The organism is Vibrio limimangrovi (assembly GCF_054064025.1).
Map to the genome: position 1 here is coordinate 247856 of NZ_JBSUGF010000002.1, position 17498 is coordinate 265353.

At 46.5% G+C, this 17498-nt stretch carries 9 protein-coding genes; 4 read left to right on the forward strand and 5 right to left on the reverse strand.

All coding sequences use genetic code 11. The annotated features are described in order from the left end of the window. Positions 1-10 precede the first annotated feature (10 nt). The 4 genes from recD to ACWYU8_RS03270 form a co-directional block, all read right to left on the reverse strand. Positions 11-2170, reverse strand: a complete 2160-nt coding sequence (gene recD / locus ACWYU8_RS03255) for an exodeoxyribonuclease V subunit alpha (protein WP_457517100.1) — start codon at positions 2168-2170, stop codon at positions 11-13. Next, positions 2170-5844, reverse strand: a complete 3675-nt coding sequence (recB, locus tag ACWYU8_RS03260) for an exodeoxyribonuclease V subunit beta (RefSeq protein WP_457517338.1) — start codon at positions 5842-5844, stop codon at positions 2170-2172. The genes recD and recB overlap by 1 nt, the downstream gene beginning before the upstream one ends. 315 nt (positions 5845-6159) lie before the next feature. Beyond that, entirely contained in the window at positions 6160-9651 is a 3492-nt protein-coding gene (gene recC / locus ACWYU8_RS03265) for an exodeoxyribonuclease V subunit gamma (protein ID WP_457517102.1), read from the reverse strand. 188 nt (positions 9652-9839) lie between these two features. Then, positions 9840-10814 (reverse strand): TDT family transporter, encoded by a 975-nt coding sequence (locus ACWYU8_RS03270; protein WP_457517104.1) that lies wholly within the window; start codon positions 10812-10814, stop codon positions 9840-9842. A 109-nt stretch (positions 10815-10923) separates the two neighbouring features. Here ACWYU8_RS03270 and ACWYU8_RS03275 point away from each other — a divergent pair, with 109 nt between their 5' ends. The 4 genes from ACWYU8_RS03275 to dapD all read left to right on the forward strand — a co-directional run bounded on the left by ACWYU8_RS03275 (position 10924) and on the right by dapD (position 15662). Continuing rightward, on the forward strand, positions 10924-11832 hold the full coding sequence (locus ACWYU8_RS03275) for a LysR family transcriptional regulator (protein ID WP_457517106.1): 909 nt from the start codon (positions 10924-10926) through the stop codon (positions 11830-11832). 117 nt (positions 11833-11949) lie between these two features. Further along, positions 11950-12246, forward strand: coding sequence for a YebG family protein (locus ACWYU8_RS03280; RefSeq protein ID WP_457517108.1), 297 nt, complete (start codon positions 11950-11952; stop codon positions 12244-12246). 330 nt (positions 12247-12576) lie between these two features. After that, positions 12577-14328, forward strand: a complete 1752-nt coding sequence (locus ACWYU8_RS03285) for a PKD domain-containing protein (protein WP_457517110.1) — start codon at positions 12577-12579, stop codon at positions 14326-14328. A 302-nt stretch (positions 14329-14630) separates the two neighbouring features. Next, a complete protein-coding gene (dapD, locus tag ACWYU8_RS03290) occupies positions 14631-15662 on the forward strand; it encodes a 2,3,4,5-tetrahydropyridine-2,6-dicarboxylate N-succinyltransferase (protein ID WP_457517112.1) in 1032 nt (343 codons plus the stop codon). A gap of 118 nt (positions 15663-15780) precedes the next feature. Here dapD and glpQ read toward each other — a convergent pair whose 3' ends face one another. Further along, the gene (glpQ, locus tag ACWYU8_RS03295; protein WP_457517114.1) at positions 15781-16836 is read right to left on the reverse strand and encodes a glycerophosphodiester phosphodiesterase; all 1056 of its coding nucleotides are present in this window, start codon (positions 16834-16836) and stop codon (positions 15781-15783) included. Between the last annotated feature and the right edge of the window lie 662 nt (positions 16837-17498).

Genomic DNA, 17498 nt, shown 5'->3' on the forward strand with positions numbered 1-17498 from the left:
TCTTTTTGTTTTAGCTGGCTAGTCGCTGGATCAGCCCACTGGCACGAGTCGTTTTGACCTTTATGCCTCGTTTAAGCACATTCAGCTCAGCGTAAAGCGCTAAGCGTTTCTTCGCCCGGGTTATACCAGTGTATATCAGCTCGCGGGTTAATATCGGGCTAAAGTCCGGTGGCAGAATCATCAGGGTGTAATCAAATTCACTGCCCTGCGATTTATGGATTGTCATGGCGTAAGCCGTTTCATGCTCCGGTACCCGACTTGGCAGTACCGACTTAACGCTTCCATCAGGTAACTCGAAAAAGACTTTCAAACGCGGTTCTTCTTCGCTGTCATCCCGCATACAAATCCCAATATCACCGTTATACAACCCGAGACCGTGATCATTTCGTGTAACCATCACTGGCCTGCCGTGATACCAAATCTCATCCTGTACCTGAATCAGCTTACGCGCTGCGAGTGCTTTCTCTATCCGCTGGTTTAAACCAGCCACACCGAAATCCCCTTCACGAATTGCACACAGTAGACGACATTGATTAAACGTATCTAACACTGCTTTAGCTTTTCGGGTTAACGTTTCAGGTTCTCCAGTATTTGGATCCTGCTCTTGCTGCCCAATACGCTTTAGATAACGACCGTATTCCTGCACTAACGTCTGCATCATCTGATTGTAGTTTTGGCTGCTCAAGGCAAAATGCTCGATATCTGAAAAGTCTCGCGCCCACACATTATCAACGCTAGAAGCAGAACCTGAGTTAATCGCTTTTGCCAACTGTCCAATCCCCGAACGCGCATCGAATCGGTAACTCTTTTGCAGCATGCACAGACTATCGGCAATACTGGACGCACTGTTGCTACTGTGCGCTAAGGTATCAAAGCCGGTCAGCTTTGCGATGGCCGAAGCCTGCTCTTTGCCATAACCCAAAGCGTGGAACGAGCAAATATCACCCAACACTGCCCCCGCGTCTACCGAGGCGAGCTGGTCTTTGTCGCCAAGCAGAATCAGTCGAGCATGTTTAGGTAACGCATCGACCACTTTGTACATCATGGGTAAATCAACCATCGAGGCTTCATCTATCACTAGAATATCCAGATGCAGAGGATTCTGCTTGTTGTGACGAAACTCAGCGCTGTTTGGAATCGCGCCTAGCAAGCGATGTAACGTGCTCGATTCAGTTGGAATTTTGGTTTTTAACTCCGGAGAAACGGGTAGCTCTTGCACTGCTTTACCAATTGACTCGGTTAATCGTGCAGCCGCTTTACCCGTCGGAGCCACCAGCTTGATGGTTAGATTCTTCTCTTGTGCAGCCTGCTCAATAAGGGCGGCAAGCAATTTGGTTACCGTGGTCGTTTTACCGGTTCCCGGTCCACCAGAAATCACAGCAAATCGACGGGTTAACGCTACCGCAGCCGCAACTTTTTGCCAGTTTACACACGTAGAAAGTGGCACTAATTCATCCAGTGAATGTAAGTCCTGAACTTTCTTGGCCTGACTTAAAACAGCATCAATCGCTGACCAGTTAAGTGCATCGTTTGCGACGACATCAAGATGGTCACATACCATTTGTTGACGTACAACTTGGTTGTTATTACCCGCTTCAGTGGCTTTGACTAATGCGTTAAAAAGAAAATGATATTGCCTTGCAAACAAATGGTTAAGCAGCTCAGATAAACGCGCAAACTCTTTTGGCTGCAAGTTAACCGCCGCGCCCAATTGATTGAGTTTTTCTGCCAGTGTCACTTCATAGTGCCAGTAACGATGCAGATACAAACGCTCACCATCGAACATTAGCGGCAAGGCTTCCCCCTGCACACCTACCAATATGGAACTTTGCAATACTGTAATCCAGTCAATACCTTGCAGTTGAGTATTGAGCGCCAATGCCGACTCACCAAACAACCCTAATTTACTGGCAAAGTCAGTAGGCTGCCCCTGAGCATCAAACAGAGGCAAACAAATGTGTCCTTTGCCGAGCTCGCTACTGACGACACCAGCGATAAACGCCAGTGCCTGACGTTCAGTTTGCCGCTCACCTTGCTCATTACTACATTGAGCATCAATAAATCGTGCAAACTGGTAGTCGAGCTGACGAATGGCACCTCTGTGCGCCAAACGTTCGAGCGTAGACATCAGGCTTAATTGGTCAGATTGAAGATTGTGATTTGTCGTCATTAAAGTAGCTCCATCTGCCCAGCTTGAGTCGATCGCATTTCCAACGTTTGACCATCAATCAAACGATCCATCTCTTGTAAAAACGCCAAGGTTGGTTTGGCGGCAAAAATACCGTGATCACTTTGTCCGTCCATACCACGCAAGAATAAGTAATAAACGCCACCAAAGTGTTGATCGTATTGATAATTGGCAAGACGGCTACGCAAGAAACGATGCAGTGCTAAGGCATAAATCTGATACTGCAAATCGTAACGGTGATCCGCCATGGCAGATTTTAGTGCTTCACCATGGTAGTGAGTTACATCGTCGCCAAGGTGGTTCGATTTCCAGTCCAGCACGTAGTAATTGCCTTGATGCTCAAACACCAAGTCGATAAAGCCTTTGAGCATGCCTTGAACCGTCTGGAAACCTAAATCCCCGGCTTTTGCAGATAATGGATCATGTCGTTGAATCACACGGTTCAGAGACGGTGCGGACAACACTTCAATCGGCAGCAGAAACTCCATTTCCACCAGACGCTGCGATGGTGCTTTTTGATTAAGCAGCAATGACTTACCGTCTAACGGCGTGGCAAGTACGGTATCAATTAGCTGTTGTAAAATTGGCAGCCACTCTTCATCCAACTGTTCACTTTCCATCAATCCAAGGATGATTTGCGTGTTTTCTTCCGCCGTTGCTGACTGAGTAAATTCAATTTCCTCGAATAAGCTGTGAAGGAACGTGCCCGGGCGCGCTCCTCTTGGGAAGGTAAAAATAGAACGCTCTGGCTCAACCAAATCGGCTTCATCTTGCTCGTCAGAAGAGTCAATATCAAAGCCAGTAATCTCAATGGTGGCGTCGTGTTCAGTCTGATGAGAGCCCTGCTTGACCAAACCAGAATAACTGGTGATACGCCAGTTTCTGTCGATAGGATTTTGTAGTTCTTTAGCCGTGAGATCACACACTTCTTCTTGTGGCGCTACATACATCTCTTCGAGCTGCTTTGGTGGCTCCCCTAAAGCGACGCACTCAAGCTTATCTTGCTGCTGTTTTAAACCTTGGTACAAATCGTTGATTCCGCCCTCTTGACCATTTTGCACCAAATAGCCGATTGCGCTGCGGTGAACACCCGTTGGTTCTTTGGTTGAGCGTCCGTTACGCAAAGGCGAAGCACCAATAAAGCAGGCATATACGGCGCGCGTTAATGCCACATATATCAGACGCAGGTCTTCAGCGAGACGCTCTTTGTCCGCTTGCTGCATTGATGCATCATTGCCCGTAATATCCAGTACAGTACGGTCATTGGCCACATCGTAATATTTGGCTTCGCTGGCTTCTCGGTAACTGAAAACAAACGGCAGAAAGACTAGGTCATACTCCAGACCTTTTGATTTGTGGATGGTGACGATCTGTACCAAATTACGTTCGGATTCCAAACGTTGAATTTGGTCGTCACTGCCACCCAAGCCATTTTCCGCATCGCTAATGGACTGAGCCAGCCAGCGCAGCAGACCGTGGTCGCTGTCCAGTTCATTACTGGCTTGCTGAAGCAACTCACCAATGTGCATTAAATCGGTAAGTACTCGCTCACCATTTTCTCCTTGTGAGCTTGCGCCTTCTTCTAACAACCGTTCAGCAATATGACGTTTACTGATCACCGCACGCAGCATGGGTAACACACCACGCTGAATCCAAAGTTTACGGTACTCTTTGAATTCATTAACCGCGTTTTCCCATACGATTTCATCATTGTTGAGTGCATCCAGACTGGCGGCATCCAGCGCAAACAGTTCAGAGGCGAGACTGGCACGTAGCGCCCGGTCATTTTCCGGGGTCAGCACTGCTTGCAGAAGACGCTGTAAGTCTTGAGCCACCGAGCTAATAAACACGCTGTCTCGGTTGGACAGGTACACACTAGCAATGCCTTGATCTGCCAGCGCTTGCTTAATCATCCGGCCTTCGCTTCCCGTGCGAACCAGTACCGCGATGTCGCCGGCTTGAATGGCTTTCTGTTTTTCACCGTTCACCAGACACGCTTGTCCCTGCTGAGCCTGAGTCAAAATGGTTTGGATTTGGCTTGCCGTTGCCTCTGCCATTCGAGTTAAATATTCGCCTTTTGGCAGCGGTTTTTCTTCAGCGTTTTGCAACCAATAAGTCAGTGCTGGTTGCTTTTGACCACCCATAGTCCAAATGCGTTTTTCGGCATTTGGACTGTAGTTTACGGGTAAGAAAGGAATGTCCGAATCATAGATAAATGGGCTGTCTGGCAAGGCAAACACTTGGTTCACTGCCTGCACCATATCCGCACTTGAACGCCAGTTCGTTCCTAGCGTGTAGTGGGCACTTACTTGGTTACGAGCTTTAATATAAGTGAAAATGTCTGCGCCACGGAAACCATAAATCGCCTGTTTCGGGTCACCGATCATAAACAAACCGCATTCTGGATTGTTCAGATAGATACGACTAAAAATACTGTATTGCAACGGGTCGGTATCTTGGAATTCATCAATCATCGCGACCGGATACAAAGTGCGAATTCGCTCAGCCAGTAGCTCGCTTTCATCGGTATCGATAGAAGCAGAAAGTTGAGTCAGTAAATCATCGAAAGATAGCCATTGCTTCTGATTTTTCGCGCTGGCTAACATCACGCGACAATGTTCAATCGCATGAGCCAACAGTGGCGCTTTTAAGCTAATAGGATTGGCAAGAAAAGCCTCAATCGCTTCAAAAACGGCGTGCTGCGGCACACTACCTTTGGGTGTTTTTTCCGACAGGATATTTTGCGCAAACTTTTCCAGCTTGTCTGGATAGTCGTAACCCGTGGTTTCTGTTGCTGCCCAAGCATTCACTGCCTCTAACCAGGTCGGCAGAGACTTTTTGGTGTAGCTGCGTTTGTTGATGTCTGAATCAGAAATCAGCGCTAAAAAGTCATCCTGGCTATCTCGCCATTGTGCTTTCAGCTGATCGATTTTTTTCAGATTCTCAGTATGAACATCGGCCAAACTGCCTTTCATCGCAGGTACAGAAAGGCTTAACGGTGCGCCTGTTAAGTAATTGCTGATGTCAGACAACAGTGCAGATGGAGAACCCCACAACTGACGAATTTCCCCCGCTAAAGTGAATGGCAATGGGTAGAAGTTACGTCGCCAATAGTCAGCCACCACCTGAGCTTTAAGGTGGCTTTCGTCCGTCACGAACTCGTTATTAAATCGGCTGCCGGATTCAAAAGCATTTTGTGTCAGCATGCGCTGGCAAAAACCGTGAATGGTGTAGACCGCAGCCTCATCCATTTGACGCTCTGCCTGGAGAAGAATTTCCGCCGCTTGCTTGTGATCGTCGAACTCGTTAAGCAAAGGCTGAATGACTGGATCGGAGCTGTGTCCGCGAGCAAAAGCGATACGCGCATCATGGATTCTCGCCCTGATACGATCGCGTAACTCCGCTGTCGCCGCTTCGGTAAAGGTCACAACCAGAATTTGATCAACGGTAAGCGGGACGCGATGTTTGGTCTCTGCACTGCCGTGACCAAGCAAAAGGCGCAGGTATAAACCCGCAATAGTGAAGGTTTTGCCCGTACCCGCGGATGCCTCAATTAACCTCGCACCATGTAAAGGAAACATCATCGCTTCTAGTGGTGTTGGCTGCGGTTGCCCAGTGGCTTCTAAATCATGGTTAGGTAGCTCTGCACCTGACATTTGATCCATAACGCTGAATCTCTCCGGATTATCAACTGATAGAAGTGTGATCTATCGTTAAAAATTCTATTTATATGTTTACCAAGTTGGATAATTTAGGGCTTTGTGGGATCTTTCTCACGGTTATCCATCTGTTGCACCGTTAGTATGCGCCTCACGAGATAAGCCAAGCCTTTCAGGCGGCAACACTCAAATGAATTAAGCAAAAGTATCATGGTCCCTCTGACCTTGTGGCCGTACAGCGAACGCCCTACAAAAAATAATGATTTTCTGGCGGCCACCCTACTCTCCCTTTACTCTATCCAACTGTCCTTACTACGCTTTTATATCGTCCGCATCTTGCACGGCTAAACGCGCGCCTTGCAGTACCAATGCGGTCATTAAACGTACTTCTGTAGCTAAGTCATCATTCCAGGCAGGCCAAATACGTGCAATATAGGCGTTGTTTCCTTCACCTGAACTCATGTAGCCATCGTTGAATGTATCTGCCATTTTCTTCAAAGACTTTTCTTCGTCGTCAGCCCAATGTCCACGACTAAAGCCCGCTTCAACACATGCCAGCGCAGTTTGCGGGAAGTAAGGCAAAGGCTTGGTCATACCTTCAAAGAACAAGCGCACTAACTCAGTGAGTAACTGCTTGGCATACGCGGCATCTGCAATTTCTGGGTAGATTAAATGCACCGCACCTTCTTTGCGGTCATAGCCAATGATATGAGTTTTCTTAACATGTCCCGATGCTGACATAGCAAGGTGATCAATCCAGGCGGCCAGATAATCCTGCGATCGAACCCTGCCACTTCGGTAGCGAATCAATCCGGATTGGTAACACTGAGTAAGCCAGCCTGTCAGGCGAACTTTTTTCTCATCACCCTCATTTCCTTCGAATAGGGAGTCAAAGGTCAGGTCGATTTCTAAATCGTCTTGCGGTGCACCAGATAAAAACGTCAGTTTGTCCACCAGCTCTTCAGCCTGAACTCGGTTGGTTTCAAACTCGATATCACCAAACGCACCAACTGGTAACTTACCTTGCGCACGTTGTTGACTCATAAAGTGCTTGAGCACATCTGTTTTCTTCTCTGGTTGTGTCAACGTGGTTTCGAGCAAGGTTTCTAAAAGCTCATCACGCATCTGATAGCTTTCCAGTCCACCTAAAACAAATGGTTCATCATCTTCCATGACTGGCAGTGGCGGCTCAAATACCACTTTTAAGCGGCGATTGAAAAAGTACTGTACCGGTAAACGCCAGAAACGTTGCAGCTCGACTAAATCGAGCTCTAGTGGGAACGTGGCTCCCAGCAGATAATCGTCCAATGCGCGGTTGAAATCTCGGCGAACGTAGCCTTGAGATTGGCTACTCTGGGTTAACGCCGCGGGAATCCACTCTTTGGCGTAGCTGGAGTGCATCCCCTGAAAGGCACTTGGGCTGAATGGCACCATGGCGTGAGCATTCACTAAAGCTTTCAATAAATTGTCGCCAGACTCATCAACCGGTAAGCCTTCATCTCCGCTTAAGCAGTAGTTTTGGTGACAGTATTCCATCAACTCAGAAACCAGCACCGAAGGGACGCGTTCAGTGTTGTCTTGAATCGAACGGCCAACGTAACTGATGTAGAGCGTTCGCTGTGCAGACAACATCGCTTCCAGGAACAGGTAACGGTCATCATCCCGTCGTGAACGGTCACCCGGCTTAGTTCTTCCCGTCATCAGGTCAAAGCCTTCCGGCGGCATGGAACGCGGGTAAACACCGTCATTCATTCCGAGCAGGCAGACCGTTCTAAATGGGATCGAACGCATCGGCATCAGGGTGCAAAAGTTAACTTGTCCGGCAAGGAAACGCTGACTGACTCGCGTGCCAGACAGTTTATCTTGCAGATATTGGCTGATGATCGCAGGAGATAATGCCTCTTCAAATGCCGCATCGGCTAATTGTTCTTTAAGATTACTGAGCGTGTCGCGAATGGATTTCAGCGCCATTTCACCTTCTAACTCGACCGAGAAGAAGTCATCCAGCAGCGATACTAATGTCTCACGCCAGCCATCGATAGTGTGAGCATGAGAAAGCTTGCTGCGATACGTGCTGATTTGTTGGATAAAGTGCGCTAATTTGCCAGCAAGTTCGGCTCCCATCCCTTGCACTTCGTTGTACGGAGATAAACTGCCTTGCTCGGTTTCAAACAAGCCAGCCGACTCTGGCATCGCATAGCCCAGCAGCATTCTCTGAATACCAAACTGCCACGTGTTTTGACGGGTTTCCGGCAGTTCAAATTCACGTCCGGTATTGGCATCTAACCCCCAACGAATGCCCGACTCTTCAACCCACAGTTTCGCTTGTAAGAAATCATCTTCACTGAGCTCAAAACGCTTTAAGATCGCCGGAGTTTCCAGCAGTTCCAGTAGTTCTGAAGCCAAACAGCGCGTATTCGGTAAGTTTACCAACTGCATGAATGCCGCAAGAATTGGGCTCTCCTGGTCCGCCGTTCGGTCTGAAATCGAATACGGAATAAAACGCTCCCCCGGCGCATTACCAAATACCGTCTGAATCGCGGGACTGTACGCGTTGATGTCCGCAACCATGACGATAATATCGCGTGGCTTTAAGGTCGAATCTGCATCAAACATCGCTAGCAGTTGATCATGAAGCACTTCTACTTCACGCATTGGACTGTGACAAGCGTGCAGGCTTAGCGATTTGTCGCCCAAGCTAACTACCCGCTTGTGATGACTGTTTTCAATCTGCTGGTCGTCTTGATGTTCTTCGAGGTTCAGGATATCAGCTTGCAATTGATGGATCAGACTGTCGCGCTCGACATCAACAAACGCTTCGATCTCATGGGATTCAAGCTGAGAAAGCAGATACATGTTATCGCGCCCCAATTTCCCCATTGAAGCTAGGAGGCTGTTTCCGACCACATCGGTGTGCAGTTCATCAATCACATTGTCTTCCAGAGCCCCTTTCAACTGCTCGGTTTCACCTTGTACTTCAGAGTGATCATCCTGCCATACGACATGCTGACGATGTTTCGCTGCCAAACGAGCCAGATACTTGCGGTCCCGAACCTCACCCCAGTAGTAACGGCACGGGTTAGTGAACATCAAGTGCACATCGATGTGCTCACCAATCGCTTTTAATGCATCCATATAGCGTGGCGGCAAAGAGGAAATACCAAAAACAAATAAACGCTTCGGTAAATGGTCAAAATTGCCATTAAAATTCTCTAACGTGTCGATAAAGTGTTCATAAAGATTGGCGCGGTGATAAGGAGACTGCCCCAGTGATAGCGTGTGATCGTACAGCGCTTGCCACAAAATTGGCTGCCACGGATGTTCGTCTTCCAGCTCTGGCACACTCTGACCCGCTTCCCAACTTGCAATCCATTCTGGACGGTACACCAAGTAACCATCGAAGATATCGGCGATTTTCTCTGCTAGCTGGTACAGCTTGGAGTTATCACTGTCGTCTTTGAGATATTGCGCCAACGGTGAAAACGTCTCTTGGTTTAGAAGCCCCGGCAGCAGGTGCATCAACTTCCATGTCATCGCTTCTTTATTAAATGCACTGCGCTTTGGCACATCAGGCAGAACCTGCGTGAACATTTCCCAAATGAACGTTGCAGGTAGCGGAAAATCGATGTTCGCCGCCACACCAAACTCTTTGGCCAGCTCCATTTTTAACCACTGTGACATACCCGGACTTTGAACCAGAATTTGTTCTTTTTCGAATGGGTTTTCCAGCGGACTGATTCGAATCAGTTCAACAAGAAGTGATTTGAGAACGTCGACTTGGTTGGAGTGATAAACAGTAAACAAAATGGGAACACCGAGTGCCGATTGAAACTGTTAGCTAGCTTAGCACAGCCCTATTTAATCTGGCAGATATCTCGATCTGTTAAATAACAAAAGCTTATTAAACGCTGAATTACGCAGCAATCGCGTGTGATTCAGCGTCACTTTCTATCTCAGATAACGGCAATTGTGGCACCCCCAGAATAGGCAGGTTACACATGAGCCATCGGCCAAACTCGCGGTTTTATCATCAGGTGATTCACGTATTGAAATGCCACATACACAACAACACAAGTTGCAACGATAAGTTCTAAACCCGCCAAACTTCGCACTTGTTGAACATAGTGTGGCGCTAAACCTTGCGTCTCCATCCAGTTTGCCATTTTGAACAACGCCGTTGCACCAATTACCATTGGGAAGGTAAACGCCGCATAGCCTGGGCTGAACGGCAGTCTTAGCAGTTTAAAGAATGCCAGGTAGATGATGGCCGTCATCAACACCGCAATACCAAACAACATAGCAATAACGACAGGCGATGGCGTAGTAATTACGGTTAAGTACCCAGCCAAAGATAAACTCGCAGGTGCAGCCAAGATCGCCATAGTTGGCTTCGCTGCATCGGGAATTTCCTGTGTAAACATGAATCGGTAAATCATGATCGGAAGCATCACTGCGTACGCCATCATACCGAACATCAATGCACCATGTGCGATGGGAACCAAAAACGGATTGCCCGAAAAAGAGACATCCGCAACGATGATGCCTACTGGTGGTACAAACCAGCTCGGTACCATGTGGTGTAACTCAAACTCTTTTGCTCGGTGGTAAACAAAGCTAACCAAAAACACAATGTGCATAACAATTGCGACTAACCATAGTGTGTCGCCCGCAAGTGGAAATAACTGCCCCAACGAGTTAGAAACCACCATCGTTCCCATTGCAAAAGTCGGTACCACGCTCCCGACGACTGGGTGAGCAAGATCCTGTCTTAACAGCTGACGATGTAGTAGGAATTTAATCGCCAGAATGGTGAGTAACACACTGGCAATGCCCGCACTCATCCACTGTCCGTAGCCATGTAATTCAGCGAAGTTTTCCCAAACCCAACCCAAACTTGCAATACCAAGTGCTAACCCTGCCATCGGCGTTGGAGCTGCCATTAGTTTTGCTTTTGTTTTCTGAATCATAACAACCTCAATCAGAGCCAGTCTCGATGCCGCTAATAATACGCTTGCACTTCGTTCCGATATATCTAATTATCTAGAACACACGTTCAGATTTACTAAACATTGATCTATGGCAAGTCATATATCTCTCAAACAACTCAAGGTGTTTACCACCATCACTCAGCACAACACGTTGACTGCCGCCTCGGAGAGTCTCTACCTTTCTAAAGCAGCGGTAAGTATGGCGCTGTCTGAGCTAGAAAAGCAGATTGGGCATCACCTGTTCGATCGGGTCAACAACCGACTGATTCTCAATCAGGAAGGACAAAAGTTGCTGCCTTTAGCGGACGAGTTATTAAACCGAGCCAAAGACATTGAGAGTATATTTGAAGGCGACCAAGCCCTGTCAGGACAACTGAGAATTGGTGCAAGTGATACCATCGGCAATCAAGTCGCGCCTTATCTCCTAAGCGCCTTTCGTCAACATACTAATCACCGCTCGCAAAGCCTGTTTATTTCCAACTCGGCGCAGATATGCGACAAACTAACCGACTATGAGCTGGATATCGCACTGATCGAGGGTAAAACGCTTCACCCCGAACTGCAGTCCTCTCAATTCAGTGAGGATGAGATGTGCGTTATCTGTGCGCCAGATTATCCGGTAGCACACAAAGGTATGATGAATCTGTCAGAGCTGGAAAACAGCGAGTGGATACTGCGGGAAGCAGGTTCAGGTTCTCGCGAATTCTTTCTGCGTGTGATCGCTCCGCGAATCGAGCAATGGCATGAAGCTTTTCAGCTCAATACCACTGAAGCGCTGATTAACTCTGTGTCTGCGGGTTTAGGGTTGGGTTGCTTATCGCGTCTGTCTGCTGAACCTGCGATTAGAGATGGCCGAGTCAAGGTGCTGGAGATGCCATTAGATATGAAACGCCGATTCTGGCTACTGGTGCACAAGGAAAAATATCAGAGTCCACTGCTGAAAACCTTTATTGAGTTTTGTCAGAGTTGGCAGTCCCACGCAAATAATAATAAATAGTTCAATAGCTGGTCACTTAGTCCTACCTGCTTCGCATTCTTGCACCTGTGGCTAGACTTAGCTGGTTAAAAACTGTATAAAAAGCCAGTATCAATTCACCAAATTAGGGGACTAACCATGGCTGTAATAGTCAAGTACGTGGTAGAACGCAATGGAGAAGAGAAAATGACTTTTACCTCTAAAGCGGAAGCTGACGCATATGACAAAATGCTGGATATGGCAGACGAGCTATTCTCTCTGCTAGGTAAAAGTGAACTTCTGGAAGACGAAGGTAAGCAAGAAGATCTTGCTATGTTCCTTGCGCACAATAAAGAAGAACTCCTTTACGCTCTGGGTGCAAAACGTAGACCTGCACCTAAGAAAGCTAAAAAGCTTGAAGCTGTCGAAGAAGAGACACAGGAAGACGCTGCATAAGCTTGCCTGGCTTTTCAAAATTACGCCGCATATTGTGGCGTTTTTTTATGCCGATTGTTCACAGATGAAACATTTAAAGTCGCCCTCACTTGCTCTAAGCCCACACGCCAATATACGTACAGCATAATAACCAAGCCCTTATAAAAACTCCTTTTTTCAGGCTGCAGTCACTGCATTTTGCTAGATAGCTGCCCTCAAAAATTGTGACATTCTATCCATTAATTGATATGCCTCGAAAATCGTATAGGTCACCTCTTTTTAAGGTAATCATTTGTTGTTGCTAAATAATTAGCAATACAAAATGTCGGCATTTTTCAGAGAGGTGAAATTATGTACAAAGTTAGTTCTTTGGCTTTTGCGTTACTTTTGGCTGGTTGTGGTGGTGGCGGCGGTGGAGATAGCAGCGATAATATTCGCGTATTCAGCCCACAACCAACGGTAGATATCGTCGGTGATACTATGTCGCCATTAACCACACATATCGAATTTGATTCAAAAGGGGTGACTAAACAGGAGATCTATGTGGGTGTTGCTTCAGAAAGTCCGCTGGTGAAATACGCCGAGATTATGTTTACGTCTAGCACTGGTGGGATAGTGAAGATTGATCTAGAGCCCGGCTACAAAGCAGGGAATGGCACTACCCAACATCAGATTTCTATGCTGGCTTGCTTTGATGAGTATTGTAATGAGCATGTTCCTGGCTCACCAATTAAAGCAACGATCAACTATAGTGTTGAGCTCAACGAACAGGCGATCTTGTTAGAGGATGAAACGATCCACTACCACGCGGCAACAAACGCTCTCGTGGATAATAATCTCAAGCAGCGCACCATCCGTCTTCGCGGTAACCATGGCGATCAGCTCAAGCTATCACGCTCAAACGGTGAAGTGCGGGTCAATCAGCTCTCTCTGGCACCAAAAGCCTATGATGAATACGCAGCTTTAATTGATTTAAAGTTGCCACATAACCTTACTGTTGGCGATTATAGTGGCGATTTAGAACTCAATATATGTTATGACGAGCAGTGTGACTACCCTGTAGCAGGTAGCCCACTTCAGGTGCCAATGGACTTTGTGATTGAAGCACCAACGCCAGCTACAAGTAACGCGCTGGCAGTGAGCGAGCGTTTGAAGTTCGAGTATGAAGTGTTACAAGCGGCTTACGTTCCAGGCTTAAACCTGTTAGTGATGACTTCAGATTCACCAACTAATCAGTTGTATGTATATGATTTAGCAACGGGTGAGACACAAAGCTTTAGCCTTTCTAACCAACCTGTTTCTCTGACTGTTGATACTCTTGCCAAACAAGGTCGCGTTGTTGTCGCCACTGAATATCAAGCTGAGATATTTGATTTTAATTCAGTAGATCTAGCAACGCCGACCCGCCAACAGATCTCGACGAGTTATAACTCTCCAAGCATTGCAGTACGTCGTAATGATCTATTTGCTGCGGGTTCAAACCTAGAAGTGATCGATATTTCCACAAAAAGTAGTGAGATCTCTGAAGGAGTCGACTGGTATTCCCCTGATATTAAACTGGGCAGTAACGGGGACGTATTATTAGGCTTGGAGGCCAACCTTTCGCCACAAAGTTTTACCGGCGTATTCGTTGAGTCTGGGCAATGGAATTTGCCGAATACCGAAGATGAGTACCATGGTGACTATTCGCATGGAGGAGTATTCTGGTTTGATAAAGCAGGTGAACACTATATCGACGGCAACGGCAACTACTATACGCTAAAAGATGGCAACCACTTAGATCTGAAGTGGGCAGGTCAACTTCCGTTATCTGAATTAAGTGGCACTTACAAACCATCAATCACTGCGTTTATTGACACAGGCAGTCAGTATGTAATTGCTGAGGGTGAGCAAAGTCGCCAGCTCCGTGTGATTGACAAAGCGAGCAACACGGTAGCTGAGACTTTTTCTGCAACCAATCGTCAAGGTTTTTGGGGAGAAGACGAAGAGCATATTCAGTTTGCCTTTGTCGCTGATGGCGGAGAAATCTACATGATTAAATCACTGAATGACTACACGACTAGTTGGGAATATGCACAACCTGAACTGGTAAGAGTTAAGTAACTCCGATCTTCTACATGGATAATATCCGAGTAACTTGTTAGTTCACGAAGCCATGTCTTTTGTTGACTTGGCTTCTTTAATTTCAGGGCTTTGGATATCTTATCGTTCAAGCTGAATGTTTAGTTTACGACACATTTCTCATCAGACAGAGATATCTCTCAAAAGACAAAAGGTATCCATCTACGGACTTTATCCCATTACCCTCTTTAAACTCCCCAATAGTGTCTTTATGATGACTATCAACTTAATTAGATTCTTGTCAGCGAACAGACGAGACCAGACTCAACAGACGGAGATCAACTATGGCTTTCTTTTCTCTAGCCTTCGGTACGGCAACTAAAAACCGCGACGGTAAAATCATCGAAGCGTTTTTTCCAAACCCAGTTCTTAACCCAAGCGACGAACTAGTAAACGCACTAGCAGCAGTAGCTGGTTACGAGCAAGGCAACCAAGCTATCGAGATCTCTGTTGCACAGAGCACAGAGCTAGCGGCTGCATTTGAAGCTAACGGTGACGCGGCAAACGCATCATTCGCGACCAAAGCAGCGGAATCAGCACAACCTCTTGTACTGGTTATCCTTGCATCTGATGAACAGGCACAATCTGTTGCAGAAGGCTTCCTGAAACTACAACTTATCTCTAACCGTCTGGTTAAGCCACACGGCACAGTACTGGATGGCATCTTCGGCCTGCTGCACAACATCGCATGGACAAACGAAGGTCCAATCGACCTACCAGAACTGGCAGAGCGTCAAATCGAAGCTCGTCTTGCTGGTCGCACACTAAGCGTAGATTGTGTCGACAAGTTTCCTAAAATGGTGGACTACGTTGTACCAACTGGCGTTCGTATCGCTGACACATCTCGTGTACGTCTTGGCGCACACGTTGGTGAAGGCACAACCGTTATGCACGAAGGTTTCATCAACTTCAACGCAGGTACAACAGGCGTGAGCATGGTTGAAGGTCGTATCTCTGCAGGTGTTGTGGTAGGTAACGGTTCAGACATCGGTGGTGGTGCATCTATCATGGGTACCCTATCTGGCGGCGGTAAAGTTGTGGTTTCTATCGGTGAAAACTCACTACTAGGCGCAAACGCTGGTCTTGGTTTCCCACTAGGTGACCGTTGTACTCTTGAATCTGGCCTATACGTAACAGCAGGTACTAAAGTACGTATGCTGGACAAAGAAGGTAACGAAGTAGAAATCGTTAAAGCTCGCGACCTTGCTGGCGTATCTGACCTACTATTCCGTCGTAACTCTGTGACTGGTCAAATCGAGTGTCTTGCAAACAAGAGCGCGGTTGAACTGAACAGTGAACTACACAAAAATAATTAATCTGTTAAAAACAACTAATCCGTAAAAACAAATAGTCTGTTTTTGAATTAGTCTTTAAAAAAATCCCCCGGCAGGAAACTGTCGGGGGATTTTTATTTCTGCAACTTTGCGATATCTGTTACTTATTCAGGAAGCTTACCGCTTTGTCAGGGAAATCCGTGAACAAACCATCAACCTTTACCTGATTATAGAAGATATTCATCATGCCTTCGAAGCTATCAGTGTAAACTGGAATACGTCCTGGATCAGCGCGGAAAGTATAAGGGTGAACCTGTAAACCGGCGTCTTTTGCGGCTTTCATCAAAGGTTTGATCATGATGTTGCCTTGGGTAGATTTATCATCTACCAGCATCGGTTTCCAAGGGCCAATACCTTCTGCATAATCGGCGACTTTCTTCATACCACCCGCTTCAAACATCCAGTCATAATTGTACGGCGTTGCAGTATCGCCATTGAAGACCATGGTTTCGTTCCAATCGGTGTAAGCCATAAGCTGAACGAGCTTCAGATCCATCCCCATCTCAGGCATCAGTTCACTGTTAATGCGCTGTAATTCATTCGCATCAAAACATTGTAGATACACCTTGTCGTCTTGCGAGTCGTAACCATACTGTTTCAATACGTTCAGCACTGCTTTAGAAATGTCTTTCCCTTCGTGACGATGGAACCAAGGTGCTTTGATTTCGGGATAGATACCGATGTCGTAACCCAAAGTTTTATTGAGCCCTTGAATCAACTCAATTTCTTCGGCGAACGTCGGGACAGTAAAATCGGATTTCCACATTGGGAATCGAGTTGGGTATCCAGCGACTTTGTTGCCGTTATCGTCGATATTAAACCCTTCTGTTACTCGCAAAGACTTAATTTCTGCCAACGTAAAGTCAATCGCATAGTAGCGGCCATCTTTACGCGCACGATCCGGAAAACGTTCAGCGACATCGGTAACTCGATCCAGATAATGGTCATGTAAAACCACTAACTGATCATCTTTGGTCATCACCACATCCTGTTCGATGTAGTCGGGTTTCATAGCATAAGCAAGCGCTTTGGCTTCTAAGGTGTGCTCTGGTAAATAGCCAGATGCGCCTCGGTGAGCAATCACAAGAGGTTTTGCAATCGCTCCAGCAGATAAGCTAAGCGCCAAAAATGTAAGGCAAACTGACGTTGTTTTCATTGTTATTTCCTTGATAAAGCGAAGAGGCAGTATTCCACTGCCTCTTTAAATAAATATTACGCTAGCGCTTCCTTTTTCGCGCTCTTTTTGCTCGTGATGCGCGCGTTCGCCCAACAGAGCGTAAGTCAGATACACAATTTCCGATCAGACTAAGCAACTCAAGTTCGTTGGATAGTAACTAATAACTATTGTTACAGAAATTCAGATACTAATTTTCAAACGAAAGTAAGGTTCGAAAACGCTCAATGAAGGTAAGTAAAAAGTGGTCTATTGAGAGCCGTAATCACCTCCCCCTCCATTCCAGTAGATTAGTTCCTTATTTCCTTTCACCTTGCACGGTTCGTTTTTAATCCTTTGTAATTCTTTACGTTATCTAACTATTTTGGGTTATATAGCATGCACAATCTGACCAACAAATCACCTTTTACACAGCAGCGTCACAAAACTTCTCTTACCAGTTGAGCAATAGTTTTCACACGGGTAACTTGAGCGATGAAACACTCCATAAGCATCATATAACCTTTCTAACGAGTTTTCCTTTTTGATAAAAAGATGCGTCATTTAACAAAACCGAAGTGTTTGGTTAACATTTTTATGCTCAAACGCTCATTTTTAATGTTCGTTTATTTTCGAAAGCGCATACTGTGTGCACAATATGTCGT